Raw genomic sequence first — 14,275 nt, 5'->3', positions numbered from 1 at the left:
AATCATGAAAAAAAATATATATAAAATCTCTTTGTTCTTAATCTTAGCATTTGCAATTAGCGGCTGCACGGAACAATATGTTTTTCAGAATACCGATTTTGAAAGTGCTCTGGTGGTTGAAGGAACCATAACAAACGAAGTCAAAAATCAAACTATAAGACTTTCACAAGTTTATCAACTCGAAGAAACCGGTCCAAGGATGGAGAAAGGTGCAAATGTATTCATTTTAGACGATCAGGGAAATGAATATCAATTTGTGGAAAAAGATACCGTTTACGAATCTATAACTCCTTTCAGAGCCGAACCAGGAAGAAAGTATCAATTAAAAATCAAAACAAGTACAGGCAAAAACTATGCTTCTGACGAACAAGTTTTAACTACCGAAACTAAAATTGACAATGTTACAGCTACTGTAGAAACGGTTAATGGAGAACGCGGCGTACAAATCAATGTAAACAGTGTTGACCCTACTAACACTTCAAAATATTATCGATACGAGTATACCGAAACTTATAAAATCATAGCCCCTGTATGGGATCCCAGAGAAGCTATAATGGTTAATTATCCAGCCATTCCAGCAAATCCAGATGAAGATTTTCCGGGTGTTCCTGCAGGTGAAGGAATTGAGGTTAGACTTAGAAATCGAGAAACCAGAACTTGTTATTCTACAAAAAAATCTGACTATATTATTTTGAATAGTACCAATAGCCAAAGCGATGATCGTGTGCATTTTCCTGTACGTTTTATCAGCAATCAGAATTATATAATTTCACATCGTTATAGCATTTTTGTAAAACAATATGTTCAAAATCTGGCTGCATATACTTATTATAAAACTTTAAAAGATTTATCATCTTCAGGAAGTGTACTATCTCCTAAGCAACCCGGATTCTTTTATGGTAATATAAAATCGGTAGAAAATCCATCTGAAAAAGTGATTGGTTTCTTTGAAGTTTCCGCAGTTTCTTCAGAAAGAATCTTCTTTAATTATGCAGATTTATTTCCAAAAGAACCTCTGCCTCCTTATTATGAATCAGATTGTAATATTAGAGATTTTGTAGATTGTGTAGGACTTCCTCCTTGCAGCGGTGTACAGTTACGTAGCGCAATTAGATTACGAACATTAGTATACGTATCTAATTCTCAAGATAATTATGGAATGGTAAAACCGGCCTGTGGTGATTGTACTACGTTTTCTTCTAACATTGTTCCTCCATTTTGGATAGATTAATTCTTTTAAATTCATGAAAAACTTTTCTACATATAATCAGAGTAATATCTCATTTAGGATTAAACAATTAATTTTATTAGTGCTTTTGTGCATCCAAAGCGGAGGTACTTTTGCTCAGAATTCACAGAACAAAAATTCTCTTCCTGATACTTTAACTCAGGAAACTATTTTTCTTCACTCCAACACAACTACATTTTTGACTGGCGAGACATTGTTTTTTAAGTTATACTGTCTGAATCCTTTGAACAATAAAACAAGTCAGATCAGCAAAATTGCTTATGTTGAATTTGTTGACAGTGATAAAAAATCAATTCAAAAAAACAAAATTTACCTTGATAACGGAATTGGAACCGGCGACTATTTTATACCTACAACTTTAAAAACAGGAAATTATAAAGTTATCGCTTACACCAAATGGATGTTAAATAATGTACATTCTCAAAAACATGAAATAGACATTTTTATCATAAATCCATTTCAGTCTCAGGAACCAAATGAGAATATAACATTTGATATTTCTGATCCTCAGAAAGCATCAGTAATTTCACAAGTAACAAACTCCAATTCAGGAAACGACAAAAGAATCGATTTTGAGTTTGATAAAGAAAGCTATTATACAAGAGAAAAAGTCAATTTAAAATTAAAATCTTTAACTGAAACAATTGAAAAAGGAAACTATTCTGTTTCAATTAGAAAGACCGATCAAATTCCTACCCTAAAACAATTAACCCCATCAGAATTTGCTAAAAAAACTGCTGAAGCCTATACCAATACACCAAACACATTTGATTATATCCCTGAACTTCGCTCTGAACTAATTACTGGTAATCTTACATCAAACAACAATAGAGACCTAAGCAATAAATCGATAGCCTTATCATTACCCGGAAAAGAATATGTTTTAAAAATTGTTAAGACTAATGCTCAGGGGAAATTTGCTTTTTTATTAGACCAATTTCCAAATTTTCCAAACGCTATAGTACAGGTTCTCGACGAAAAACCAAATGATTATATTATTCATTTAGATGCATTTCCAAAGTTTGATACTTCTTCTTTGCAGTTTACATCCAAACTTAATTTATCACCAGAGTTAAGAAATGATATTGAAGACAGATCCACTGCGAGTCAAATTCAAAATGCATATTACCAAATAAAGAAAGACAGTCTGGTTACTGAAGCCGTTATGAATCCTTTCTTTACCACAATAGAAAAATCATACGTTCTGGATGACTACACGCGATTTCCAACTTTGAAAGAAAATATTGTTGAAGTTATTGTTGAACTTTATTATAGAAAAGAAAATGGTAAATACCAGCTTCACATTAGAAATAATCAAAAAGATTTAATGATTTATGGCCCGCCATTAGTTCTTGTTGACGGACTTTTGATTCAGGATCCCAGTGATCTTTTCGAATACAACATGGCCAATGTAAACAAAGTAAGTTTAATAACTGAACCCTACGTTTATGGACCAAATTTGTATGGAGGATTAATTAGTTTTGAAACTAAAAACAATGAGTTTTCTACAAACTATGCTAAGAAATATCTAAAAACAATGGAAATTCAACGTCCAAATCCAGAAAAAATCTATAATAACCCTGACTATGCAGCAGGAAATAAATTGCAAAGAATTCCGGATTACAGATATCAATTGTTATGGAAACCAAATATCAAATTGGATACAAAAGAAGATAATCTGTCTTTTTACACCTCTGATGTTAAAGGAAACTTTGAAGTTGTCCTGGAAGGTTTTACTGAAAACGGACAGCCGGTATACGTTTCAAAAAATATTACTGTAAAATAAAAAGTTGATGTTAACTCTTAATACGCGTTAACACTCCAACAAGAGTTAAATTAGATAAAAAACTAAAGGTGTTTTTATATTTTATTTAAAGAAAAAAAATACCTTTAGTATACTAAAAATAAATTTTAACCCTAAAACCATTATTTATGGCTTATACTGTTTTACAAAACACAAGAATCAATACCGGAGATTTCATTTTTGAACACCCTGAAACCGTTACTTATCCTGTACCTCCATTAGTTTCTACAAGCTTTTATACACCAAAAGGAGGCGCACTTACCTTAAAAATAAGAGCCACTTTATACATCAATTCTGAAGATCCAAATAATCCAACTGTTGAAGAGCCTACAGAAATAGGAACTACTTTACAAATGTTTTTTGACTACGATTTCTCTGAAGAAACTCCTGAAAGTTGCGATGTTTGGTATGTTGAAGTTGATTACACATCTGATACTGTTAGCAACATCACTGAAGTTTTATCTTACTTAAAAGACATTGATCCTGAAACTTCAAGAGGAACTGAAACTAAGACAGGAACTCCATAAAATTTGATAAATTAGATTCATTAATGAAATATTAATCCACCAAAATTAATATTTCATTAATGATTAAATTTGTATAAAATAATCCTTCGGATGTCTAAAACAGCTTTTTATATATTTTTATTAACCTTACTCTTTCCATTTACATTTTTTTCGCAAAATAAAAGTTGTGATCAAATTATAAAAACTAAAATTACTGCAGAATCTCTTAAACACAAGTCAGAGATTAATTTCAAGAAAGCGCAATATTTTTATATAAAACAAAATTGGGATTCAACTTTAGTCTATTCCATGAAACAATTAAGTTCTACAAAAAAAACAGAACTTGTTGACTATTGTCATTTATTAAGAGGAATCAGTTTTCGAGAATTAAAATTATTCAAACAAGCTGAAAAAGAGTTTTTATTGATTTCTAAAAAATTTATTTTCTATGACTACGTAAATGCTAATTTAGGATTCGTTTACCTTGAATTAGAAGAGTTTAAAAAAGCAATATATCATTATCAAAAAGTAGTCGAAAACACAACTACTGAATATAATAATTGTAGTATTGAAAGTGTTTATGAAAATCTGGGAACTAGTTTTCTTCATCTGGATCAATTTGAAAAAGCAGAATTTTATTTATTAAAAAATTCAGAACTAATTCAAAACAGAAATGACACATTAGCACTTATACGCTCTTATTTCAATATTGCTTCCTTATATTATGAACAATATAAGGATGCCCAAGCCATTCCTTATTTTGAAAATGCCTATAAATTATCAAAAAAAGTTACTGATTTTGACACGAAAAGAGTAGCGGCTAAAAACATGTCTGTTGTAGAAGAAAACAAAGGCAATTTTAAGGAAGCTTTAGCCTACAGAAAAGAATCTGAACAGTGGAAAGATTCTTTGAACAATAAAAACAAAATCTGGGCCGTTGCTGATTTTGAGAAAAAATTTGCTGTCGCTCAAAAACAAAAAGAAATCAAAGTCCTTCAGGTCGAAAACAAACTAAAAAATACTCAACGAAATGGATTCTTTTTTACTGCAATTGGGTTATTATTACTCTTAACCGGAGGTGTTTACATTTATGCACAAAAAGTAAAAAGTTCAAAAATCATATTGATTCAAAAAAATAAACTCGATGAGCTTAACGCTACAAAAGATCAATTATTTTCTATTGTAAGTCATGATTTAAGATCTTCTGTAAATGCTTTAAAAACAAGTAATGCAAAATTATCCTCGTCATTAGAAACTAAAAATTATGATGAGTTAAACCAGCTAATTGTACAAAATAGCGGTATCGCAAATGGTACTTATAGTTTATTGGATAACTTATTGCATTGGGCTATGTTACAAACCAAACAATTATATTTTCATAAAGAATCTGTACATTTATATTCTGTCGTACAACAAATTGAGTATAATTATAAACCATTGCTTCTTGACAAAGGAATTACTTTTGAAAATTCAGTTTCAAAAAATATCTTTATCTTCGTAGACCTGGATTCGGTAAAAATTGTGCTTAGAAATTTATTAGACAATGCTATTAAATTTTCTAGCGAAGATGGAAAAATAAGCATTTATTCAGAAAACGATACTGCTAATTCTTGTCAATTAATAATCCGGGACAACGGAATCGGAATGAAACCGGAAACTATAGAAGCATTACTTTCTGATAGTGAATTACTTTCCAAAAAACAAAATTCTGAAATCATAGGAACTGGTTTAGGATTACAATTGTGCAAACAAATGATTCAAAAGAATGATGGCCAATTAAATATAGAAAGTAATTTAAACAAAGGAACAAAAATGATTCTGACTTTTCCAAAAACAGCAAACAATGGATAATATTCATGTTTTAATCATTGAAGACACACCGGAGCAAAGTGATGCCCTAAGTAAAGTATTGCTGCAAAACAACTTTACTGTTGTTGGAGTTGCCAGAAACTTTACTGATGCCTTAAAACTTTTTTATGAAAACACGGTTGACATTATTATTATAGATGTTTTCTTAGACGGAAAACCGGACGGAATTACTTTTGCAGAATCAATTAATATTATTCCGAATGCTTCAAAACCATTTGTTTTTTTAACGAGCTCTCAGGATCGCCAGATATTTGAACGCGCAAAACTTACAAAACCTTTTAGCTTCCTCATGAAACCATTTAATGAACTTGAAATTTTATATGCTATAGAAATGGCTGTAGAAAAATTTTATGCTCAGACAAATGTGTTTTTGAGTGAAGAGCAAGATACCGTCATTAGCAATGACTTTTTATTTATAAAGAAGAAAAACACCTTGAAAAAAGTATCCTTAAACGACATTCTCTACATTGAAGTTGAAGAGAGATACTGTAATATTATTACCGAAAAAGAAAAGTTTGTCATTTTAATTTCACTAACTAAAATCAGTGATTTATTAGATAAAAATAAATTCATCAGAACACATCGTAATACGATTGTCAATTCAGATAAAATTGAAGAAATAATTTTGGCAGACAATCTGATTATTTTAAAAGGAAATCACAAAATAAACCTTAGTGATACTTATAAAGATTTTATAAAAAAGATCAATATTTTATCTTAACAACCTCCCGAATCCTCTTTAACCAAAGGGGATTTTTTTATTTAAAGCAGAAATTTCTGTAGCCCTTATTAAAAAAAAAAGATTTCATGACATGAAAAGAGGCACTCATGACATTTTTTAATTCTTCAGCAAAAATCGAAATTACTTTTACCCCCGAAACAAATAAAAAGTAATAGTAGATGAGAATCGAATTAACCAGCCAACCAGACATGAAACTTTTAACTCTCACAAAAAAAATAATTAGCAATCCCTGGATTGGAGTTATGATCTCATTAGTAGCTATTATTATTTCCTTATATAAAATTCTGGACGATGTAACGATAATGAGATTTGAATATCTCGTATTAATAATTGCATTTCCAATTTACATAAGATCACTTAAAAAGATATTTGACGACATTTTAGATACCTCTGACGATTATTTAGATTAAGATTTTTGCCCCCATTTTAATCAAGCAATTGTCAACCCGATGCATGCTTGTTAAAAACCCCAATTCAATTCGTTGAATTGGGTTTTTAGTTTTTACCGTTTTACATTCAGCCTTTTCAACTGAACTTCAATCCAATTTTCAAATATTATCTAACAACATTCAAAAAAGACAGCGAACCTAAACCGTACAGTTTGTCGATTCAATCTGGTGTAACTTATAAATTTTAAAAAAAAATATTTATTTTTTGTAACTTTATTGATACTCCTTACGTATAACCATTTGTACACTTTAAAAAAATAGGGAGACAACAACATGAGACAACTTAAAATCACCAAGCAGGTAACTAATCGTGAAACTGCATCGTTAGATAAATATCTACAAGAAATTGGAAAAGTTGACCTAATTACCGCTGATGAAGAGGTAGAATTAGCACAAAGAATAAAGGCTGGTGATCAAAGAGCTTTAGAAAAACTAACAAAAGCCAACCTACGTTTCGTAGTATCTGTGGCTAAACAATATCAAAACCAAGGATTAACTCTTCCGGATTTAATTAATGAAGGAAACTTAGGTTTAATTAAAGCGGCTCAACGTTTTGATGAAACTCGTGGTTTTAAATTCATTTCTTACGCTGTATGGTGGATTCGTCAATCGATTCTTCAGGCTTTAGCTGAGCAATCACGTATTGTACGTTTACCATTAAATAAAATTGGTTCTATCAATAAAATCAACAAAATGTACGCATTATTAGAGCAATCTAACGAGCGTCCGCCTTCTGCTGAGGAAATTGCAAAAGAACTTGATATGACTGTAAACGACGTAAAAGAGTCTATGAAAAACTCTGGACGTCACCTGTCTATGGATGCACCTCTTGTTGAAGGTGAAGATTCTAACCTTTATGACGTATTACGTTCTGGTGAATCTCCAAATCCGGACAGAGAATTAATTCACGAATCTCTTCGTACTGAAATCGAACGTTCTTTAGAAACATTAACGCCAAGAGAGGCAGATGTTGTACGTTTGTATTTTGGTCTTGGCGATCAGCACCCAATGACTCTTGAAGAAATTGGAGAAACTTTCGACCTAACTCGTGAGCGTGTTCGTCAGATTAAAGAAAAAGCAATCCGTAGATTGAAACACACTTCCAGAAGTAAAATCCTTAAAACTTATTTAGGATAACAATATTAAATTTCAATATTTAAAAAATCTCAAATTCCAATTAGATTGGAATTTGGAATTTATAATTTGGAATTTTACCCCAAACAACAGTTTGATTGACTGTTCGTTTTTTGATTGATGATTGAAACTCCGGCTGATTACCGGAGTTTTTTATTTTACTGAAAAGTTTTTTTTACCGCAAAGGCACAAAGGATAACGCAAAGTTCGCAAAGTTTTTATTTTAAAAGGATACAAAGAACACAAAGCTTTGCTACCTTCCTATTCTTGAATAATCTTAAAAAAACTTTGCGAACTTTGCGTAAAATCTTAGCGCCCTTTGCGGTTAAACTAGTACGTTTCAGCATAAAAATTTATCTTTGTAAAGAAAAACAACACACTATAATGAAAAATACACTTATTGCTCCTTCCGTTCTTGCAGCCGATTTTGCCAATTTACAACGTGATATCGAAATGATTAACATCAGTCAGGCAGATTGGTTTCATATCGATATTATGGATGGAGTTTTTGTTCCTAATATCTCTTTTGGAATGCCGGTTTTAGAAGCTATTTCCAAACATGCTAAAAAATATATTGATGTTCATTTAATGATTATTGATCCCGATCGTTATATTAAAACTTTTGCAGATTTAGGTGCTAATGGACTTACAGTACATTATGAAGCTTGCACACACTTACACAGAACACTGCAAGCGATTAAAGCCGAAGGAATGAAAGCCGGAGTAGCAATGAATCCGCATACCAATGTTGATTTATTAGAAGACATCATTAACGATATTGATGTTGTTTGTATTATGAGTGTAAATCCAGGATTTGGCGGACAATCATTTATTGAAAACACCTATGATAAAGTAAAGAGACTTAAAGCTTTAATAACACGCAAAAATGCTTCAACTCTAATTGAAATTGATGGAGGCGTAACCAGTAAAAATGCAAAACAGTTAGTTGAAGCCGGTGCAGATGTATTAGTTGCCGGAAGCTTTGTTTTTAAAGCAGAAAATCAAATCGAAACGATTTCAGAATTAAAAAGCCTTACTACTTTTTAAATTTTTCAGATTTGGAAAGAAATCAATTCCAGTCATCTTTTCCAAAGTCTCAATCGGAACTACAAAATCGTAAATCGATTTGTCGCTTTTTTCGTTTGGAACTAAAAAGGCAATGGCTTTGTGTTCATTTCCCGATTTAGCTAAAATAATTTTATAAAAATATTTAGGAACAGCCACTTTTTCTGTTCCTATTTTTTTATCTGAATCTTTCGGAATTCCGCCAGTAACGACATAAATATCATTGTATTTTTCAGCCCAATAACGAGTCTTCTGTTCTAGTCTATTCCAAATTCCCGAATTGAATTCTTTTTTCTGTGGAGAAATATTTGAAGTATAAAAAGTATCATTATAAGCATTCTTACTGAATTCCATATCTCCGGCTGGACAAAGATGCCCTTTGTCATAACCTGAATTCTTATAGTTTCTCCAATCAGCAGAACCGGTTGTTACTTTTGGATCTTCTATAAAATAAGGTCTTTTATAATCATTGTTTTTTAAATATGCTGCCTTTAATTCATAAGCCACCCATTCCGCCTGCTCAAATTTTTCGTTGTATGAAAGAGTATAATACTGGTGTTTTACAATTTGTTTTGTGGTAGAAGTCGGAAGATATGTAACGGTATATAACGAATCCGTACTGTTTGTACTGTTTGGGTTTCCTTTAAAAGAAACCACCTCAGAATTACTTACATTCTCATTCTGTACAATTTCTTTTTTACAGGAAAACAATGTAACACTCACAAAAATCAAACTTAGAAAGGCTTTCATAAAAATATTTTTAGAAGTTAAACTTACAAAAAAACGCTCCATAAATTCAAAATTTATAGAGCGTTTTTAAACAAATTAAATTCTTTTAGAACTTAAGACTTCACTAGTTTATCCTTTTTCATTTTAGGAGAAACGTTGTTATTTTTAACCAGTCCTTTTGGCTGTAAATCATCTAAAACATTTAAGGCTTCTTCTACATAAACATCCTTAGACAATGCCTGATGCCAAGCCTCTCTTTTCTCTTTTAAAGAAGCATCAGAACTTGTTTCAATTTCTTCATAAGGAAGCGATTTGAAAACCAGATTATTCTTGTAATCCAAGATTGGTTTGTATTTTTTACCTTCATTTTCAACTTGTTCCTGAGTTGCTTTAAAACTCTGGATGTTCAAGCTATAAGTATTCTCTTTATTCTTAACATCAATCCATTTTGCATTATCATCAATTAATTTAAATTGAGCATTTTGAGCAATTCTGTTTTTACTATTGTTGATTGCTCTTGCAAAATTTTCATTAGAAGTCCAGGTACTGTAATCGGCTGGATCAATTTTATCCCAAGGCATTGCGTTGTCGATATCTCTTTCGCCCATTTTTAAATAAGCGTAACGATCCGGCATAACAACATCACTATGAACACCTTCTAATTGTGTTGAACCACCGTTGATTCTATAGAATTTTTGTCCTGTAATTTTCAAAGCCCCAAGATCTCCATAATTGGCGTTACGAACAAACTGATTCAAATCTAATACGTTTTGTACCGTCCCTTTACCATAAGTTTGTTTACTTCCAATGATTACACCACGTTTGTAATCCTGAATTGCAGCAGCCAAAATCTCAGATGCCGAAGCAGAGAAACTGTTTACCATGATAACAAGCGGTCCGTCCCATTCGATTTTTTTATCTTTATCGTATAAAACTTCCTTCTTTTTACCAGCAGATTTAACCTGAACAATTGGTCCTTCTTCAATAAATAAACCGGCAATATCAACTACTGTAGAAAGAGATCCTCCTCCATCATCACGAACGTCTAAAACAATTCCGTTGATGTTTTCTTTTTTCAGTCTTTCAACCTCAAGAGCGATATCTTTTCCGGCATCACGCCCATCTTTGTTTTCAAAATCGATGTAGAATTTAGGAAGATAAATTACTCCGTATTTCAAACCATTTTTTTCTACAATACTAGATTTAGCATACGTTTCTTCAATCTCAACTACATCTCTGATGATAGAAATTACCTTGATACTTCCGTCAACTTTTTTCACTGTAAGTTTAACTTCAGTTCCTTTGTGACCTTTAATTTTTTTCACAACATCATCCAGACGCATTCCCACAACATCAACAGGCTCTTCATTTCCCTGAGCAACTTTCAGGATCAAATCACCGGCTTCTAATTGTTTTCCTTTCCATGCTGGCCCTCCGGAAATCAATTCATCAATTTGAGTAAAGTCATTTTTCTTAGTCAAACGAGCTCCAATACCTTCCAGTTTACCACTGATATTTACATCAAAACGATCTTTTTCTTCAGGTGCAAAATAGCTTGTATGCGGATCAAAACGTGCCATGATAGAATTCAGGTAAACAGAGAACCAGTATTCTCTATTCAAATCTTTAATTACACTGAAATTATCGTCTAAAGATTTTAAAGAACTTTCACGCGTTTCTTTTTCTAACGTTTCAAAAGATTTTTCTTTATATGCAGGATCTTTTTTCTTCTTTTCTTCTTCAATTTTTTGTTTGGTTACCAAAGAAGAAAGAGTCGATAATTTAATCTGTTTTCTCCATCTTTCGTTAAGCTCCGTTAAGTTTTTAGCATACGGAATATGCTCATAATCGGCATTAAAAGTTTCATCAACATTATAATTAAAAGGCTGAGCTAAAATAGTCTTATAACGTTTTTTACTTTCTTCCATACGCTTCATCAACCTTGTATAAGTCAGGTTAAAGAAAGTTATATCTTTATTCAGAAACTGATCATCAAGCATTAATTCATATTGCTTAAATTCATCAATATCAGACTGCATAAAAAATCTTTTAGAAGGATCTAATGCGTCAATATAATCTTTGAAAATTCCTTTTGAGAATTCGTCATTTATTTCTGCAGGACTATAATGTCCTTTTTCAATAACAAATGCTAGTAATTCTAAAAGTGTCTTGTCTCTGTTCGGATCCGGGTCGATTGTCCTATCAGCATTCATCTTAAATGCAAACAAGGTAAGCGATAGGCACAATACGGCTATGAGTATCTTATAATTTCTTTTCATAAACTTTATAATAGCATTCATCAATTTTTTTATCTAAGTTACGTTAAAAACTATGCCACGAGAGCTAACGTCACGATAATTTTTTGTTAAAGATATAAAAATGTTTAATTCGCAAAAAAGTTCTTTACCTTAGTTGACAAATTTTGTAATATTTGTGACTTATCTGAGCAAATACGCCACTAAATTTGTTTTTAAAATCTTACAATTGTTAAAATTACACATAAAATCCACAAAATGAAAATCCAAAAACCATTAATATTGGTAACAAACGACGACGGTATTTTGGCACCTGGAATACGAGCGCTTATCAGCGTTATGGAAACAATCGGAGACGTAATTGTCGTGGCTCCGGATAAACCGCAAAGTGCTATGGGACATGCCATTACAGTGAATAATACTTTATTTATTGATAAAATCTCAAAAGACGATGATGCAATTGCAGAATACAGTTGCTCCGGAACACCTGTAGATTGCGTAAAACTAGCAGTAAACGAAATCCTGAAACGCAAACCTGATTTATGTGTTTCCGGTATTAACCATGGATCGAATTCTTCTATTAATGTGATTTATTCCGGAACTATGAGTGCTGCTGTTGAAGCTGGAATAGAAGGTATTCAGGCTATTGGTTTTTCGCTTTTAGACTTTGACTGGAATGCCGATTTTGAACCTGTAAAATCCTTTGTAAAAAAAATAACTTTAGAAACTCTCGAAAACAAATTACCTCCAGGAGTTGTTTTAAACGTAAACTTCCCAAAACTGAAGGAATCTGAAATTAAAGGCATTAAAGTTTGTCGTCAGGCGAAAGCTTATTACGCACAAAAATTCGATAAAAGACAAACCCCTTTCGGGAAAGATTATTACTGGCTTGCCGGAAAATTTGTCAATGAAGATCAAGGCGAAGATACTGATGAATGGGCACTGGCAAATGGCTATGTTTCTGTCGTTCCTGTACAATTTGATCTTACTGCCCATCACTCTATTCAACAACTTAACACCTGGAAATTAAATGACTAAAGAATTACTAATTGGTTTTCTAATCGGAATTTTCACTGCTCTTTTGGGCAGCTATTTATTCATTGCTTTTTTTACAAATTTTGATATTTCATCTGGTCTCCACATTATTAGAGAACAAGGATATCTTGGGAAAATTATCACTATAGGCACACTTTTAGACCTTGCTGTTTTTGGTATTCTTTTAAAAAGAAATAAAGAAATAATGGCACGGGGCGTAATTTTAGCAGTGATTGTACTGGCCATTTCTACATTAGTTTTATAAACCTTATCTTTGCTGAGTTAAAATTTTAGCACTATTTTCAAAAAAACCAACATGAAATATTACATAATTGCAGGTGAAGCCTCTGGAGATTTACACGGTTCTAACTTAATGAAAGCATTATATGTCGAAGATCCTCAAGCCGAAATTCGATTCTGGGGAGGCGATTTAATGCAAAAAGCAGGCGGAACTCTCGTAAAACATTACCGCGATTTGGCTTTTATGGGTTTTATTGAAGTTGTTTTCAATTTAAAAACCATTTTAAACAATATTAAAATCTGCAAAAAAGACATTACGGAGTTTCAGCCCGATGTCATTATTTTTATTGATTATCCTGGTTTTAATATGCGAATTGCTAAATGGGCTAAAGAATTAGGTTATAAAACGCATTATTATATTTCTCCGCAGATCTGGGCCTGGAAAGAAAATCGCATTAAGGCCATCAAACAGGATGTTGATAAAATGTATGTTATCCTTCCTTTTGAAAAGAGTTTCTACGAAGACAAACATCATTATCCGGTAGATTTTGTTGGACATCCTTTAATTGATGCTATTCAGAATCAGCCTGCTTTTAATGAAGCTTTATTCAGAAAAGAAAATAATTTAGGAGAAAAACCAATTATTGCCGTTTTACCTGGAAGCCGTAAACAGGAAATTACTAAAATGCTTAGCGTAATGTTGAGTGTTGTGGATGATTTTCAGGATTACGAATTTGTAATTGCCGGCGCGCCGAGTCAGGAATACGAGTTCTATCAGCAATTCTTAAAAAATAAAAATATTGCATTTGTTTCCAATAAAACTTACGACTTGCTACGTTCCTCAACAGCCGCTTTAGTAACTTCCGGAACCGCTACTCTGGAAACGGCTCTTTTCAAAGTTCCTGAAGTAGTATGTTATAAAGGAAGCGAAGTTTCATATCAAATTGCGAAACGTATTATTACTTTAAAATACATTTCTCTGGTAAATTTAATCATGGATCAGGAAGTGGTAACTGAATTAATTCAGGGAGATTGCAATAAAAAACGAATCAAAGAAGAACTTCAAAAATTATTAGAGCCTGGTCATCGCAATAAAGTGCTACAAAATTACGATATATTAGAACAAAAACTTGGTGGAGTTGGTGCAAGCAAAAACACTGCAAAACTTATAGTTGCCGATTTAAAAAATGCCTAAATA

13 protein-coding genes are annotated in these 14,275 nt (G+C 32.0%); 11 read left to right on the top strand and 2 right to left on the bottom strand.

All coding sequences use genetic code 11. The features are described from left to right. Positions 1 to 4 precede the first annotated feature (4 nt). The 8 genes from HYN56_RS07465 (at position 5) to rpe (ending at position 8,800) form a co-directional block, all read left to right on the top strand. Positions 5 to 1,231: a DUF4249 domain-containing protein gene (locus HYN56_RS07465; protein WP_109191601.1), complete on the top strand. Its 1,227-nt coding sequence runs from the start codon at positions 5 to 7 to the stop codon at positions 1,229 to 1,231. A gap of 13 nt (positions 1,232 to 1,244) precedes the next feature. Then, complete coding sequence (locus HYN56_RS07460) at positions 1,245 to 3,035, top strand: hypothetical protein (protein ID WP_109191600.1); 1,791 nt, start codon at positions 1,245 to 1,247, stop codon at positions 3,033 to 3,035. A gap of 146 nt (positions 3,036 to 3,181) precedes the next feature. Next, complete coding sequence (locus HYN56_RS07455; protein ID WP_109191599.1) at positions 3,182 to 3,580, top strand: hypothetical protein; 399 nt, start codon at positions 3,182 to 3,184, stop codon at positions 3,578 to 3,580. A gap of 288 nt (positions 3,581 to 3,868) precedes the next feature. Then, entirely contained in the window at positions 3,869 to 5,410 is a 1,542-nt protein-coding gene (locus tag HYN56_RS07450) for a tetratricopeptide repeat-containing sensor histidine kinase (protein WP_240622669.1), read from the top strand. After that, on the top strand, positions 5,403 to 6,149 hold the full coding sequence (locus HYN56_RS07445; protein WP_109191597.1) for a LytR/AlgR family response regulator transcription factor: 747 nt from the start codon (positions 5,403 to 5,405) through the stop codon (positions 6,147 to 6,149). Before HYN56_RS07450 ends, HYN56_RS07445 begins: the two co-directional genes overlap by 8 nt. Positions 6,150 to 6,328: 179 nt before the next feature. Next, complete coding sequence (locus tag HYN56_RS07440; RefSeq protein WP_109191596.1) at positions 6,329 to 6,580, top strand: hypothetical protein; 252 nt, start codon at positions 6,329 to 6,331, stop codon at positions 6,578 to 6,580. A 312-nt stretch (positions 6,581 to 6,892) separates the two neighbouring features. Beyond that, positions 6,893 to 7,756, top strand: coding sequence for a sigma-70 family RNA polymerase sigma factor (locus HYN56_RS07435; RefSeq protein ID WP_007804760.1), 864 nt, complete (start codon positions 6,893 to 6,895; stop codon positions 7,754 to 7,756). A gap of 381 nt (positions 7,757 to 8,137) precedes the next feature. After that, the gene (rpe, locus tag HYN56_RS07430) at positions 8,138 to 8,800 is read left to right on the top strand and encodes a ribulose-phosphate 3-epimerase (RefSeq protein WP_109191595.1); all 663 of its coding nucleotides are present in this window, start codon (positions 8,138 to 8,140) and stop codon (positions 8,798 to 8,800) included. Here rpe and HYN56_RS07425 read toward each other — a convergent pair. After that, positions 8,777 to 9,568: a DNA/RNA non-specific endonuclease gene (locus HYN56_RS07425; protein ID WP_109194745.1), complete on the bottom strand. Its 792-nt coding sequence runs from the start codon at positions 9,566 to 9,568 to the stop codon at positions 8,777 to 8,779. The genes rpe and HYN56_RS07425 overlap by 24 nt on opposite strands. Positions 9,569 to 9,660: 92 nt before the next feature. Further along, entirely contained in the window at positions 9,661 to 11,847 is a 2,187-nt protein-coding gene (locus HYN56_RS07420) for a carboxy terminal-processing peptidase (RefSeq protein ID WP_109191594.1), read from the bottom strand. 213 nt (positions 11,848 to 12,060) lie between these two features. Between HYN56_RS07420 and surE the strand changes: the two genes are divergently transcribed. The 3 genes from surE to lpxB are packed head-to-tail and all read left to right on the top strand — an operon-like array spanning position 12,061 to position 14,272. Beyond that, positions 12,061 to 12,840: a 5'/3'-nucleotidase SurE gene (surE, locus tag HYN56_RS07415; protein ID WP_167398285.1), complete on the top strand. Its 780-nt coding sequence runs from the start codon at positions 12,061 to 12,063 to the stop codon at positions 12,838 to 12,840. Further along, positions 12,833 to 13,102, top strand: coding sequence for a hypothetical protein (locus tag HYN56_RS07410; protein ID WP_109191593.1), 270 nt, complete (start codon positions 12,833 to 12,835; stop codon positions 13,100 to 13,102). Before surE ends, HYN56_RS07410 begins: the two co-directional genes overlap by 8 nt. 51 nt (positions 13,103 to 13,153) lie before the next feature. After that, positions 13,154 to 14,272 (top strand): lipid-A-disaccharide synthase, encoded by a 1,119-nt coding sequence (lpxB, locus tag HYN56_RS07405; RefSeq protein ID WP_109191592.1) that lies wholly within the window; start codon positions 13,154 to 13,156, stop codon positions 14,270 to 14,272. The last annotated feature ends 3 nt before the right edge of the window (positions 14,273 to 14,275 follow it).

Source organism: Flavobacterium crocinum (genome assembly GCF_003122385.1).
Taxonomy (GTDB): domain Bacteria; phylum Bacteroidota; class Bacteroidia; order Flavobacteriales; family Flavobacteriaceae; genus Flavobacterium; species Flavobacterium crocinum.
The sequence above is the reverse complement of the archived record's forward strand: the minus strand, read 5'-3'. Positions and strand labels throughout refer to the sequence as shown.

What these genes read in the sequence shown, in the direction of transcription:
- HYN56_RS07465 (WP_109191601.1), top strand. Translation starts at nt 5, where the DNA reads ATGAAAAAAAATATATATAAAATCTCTTTGTTCTTAATCTTAGCATTT.
- HYN56_RS07460 (WP_109191600.1), top strand. Translation starts at nt 1,245, where the DNA reads ATGAAAAACTTTTCTACATATAATCAGAGTAATATCTCATTTAGGATT.
- HYN56_RS07455 (WP_109191599.1), top strand. Translation starts at nt 3,182, where the DNA reads ATGGCTTATACTGTTTTACAAAACACAAGAATCAATACCGGAGATTTC.
- HYN56_RS07450 (WP_240622669.1), top strand. Translation starts at nt 3,869, where the DNA reads ATGAAACAATTAAGTTCTACAAAAAAAACAGAACTTGTTGACTATTGT.
- HYN56_RS07445 (WP_109191597.1), top strand. Translation starts at nt 5,403, where the DNA reads ATGGATAATATTCATGTTTTAATCATTGAAGACACACCGGAGCAAAGT.
- HYN56_RS07440 (WP_109191596.1), top strand. Translation starts at nt 6,329, where the DNA reads ATGAGAATCGAATTAACCAGCCAACCAGACATGAAACTTTTAACTCTC.
- HYN56_RS07435 (WP_007804760.1), top strand. Translation starts at nt 6,893, where the DNA reads ATGAGACAACTTAAAATCACCAAGCAGGTAACTAATCGTGAAACTGCA.
- rpe (WP_109191595.1), top strand. Translation starts at nt 8,138, where the DNA reads ATGAAAAATACACTTATTGCTCCTTCCGTTCTTGCAGCCGATTTTGCC.
- HYN56_RS07425 (WP_109194745.1), bottom strand. Translation starts at nt 9,568, where the DNA reads ATGAAAGCCTTTCTAAGTTTGATTTTTGTGAGTGTTACATTGTTTTCC.
- HYN56_RS07420 (WP_109191594.1), bottom strand. Translation starts at nt 11,847, where the DNA reads ATGAATGCTATTATAAAGTTTATGAAAAGAAATTATAAGATACTCATA.
- surE (WP_167398285.1), top strand. Translation starts at nt 12,061, where the DNA reads ATGAAAATCCAAAAACCATTAATATTGGTAACAAACGACGACGGTATT.
- HYN56_RS07410 (WP_109191593.1), top strand. Translation starts at nt 12,833, where the DNA reads ATGACTAAAGAATTACTAATTGGTTTTCTAATCGGAATTTTCACTGCT.
- lpxB (WP_109191592.1), top strand. Translation starts at nt 13,154, where the DNA reads ATGAAATATTACATAATTGCAGGTGAAGCCTCTGGAGATTTACACGGT.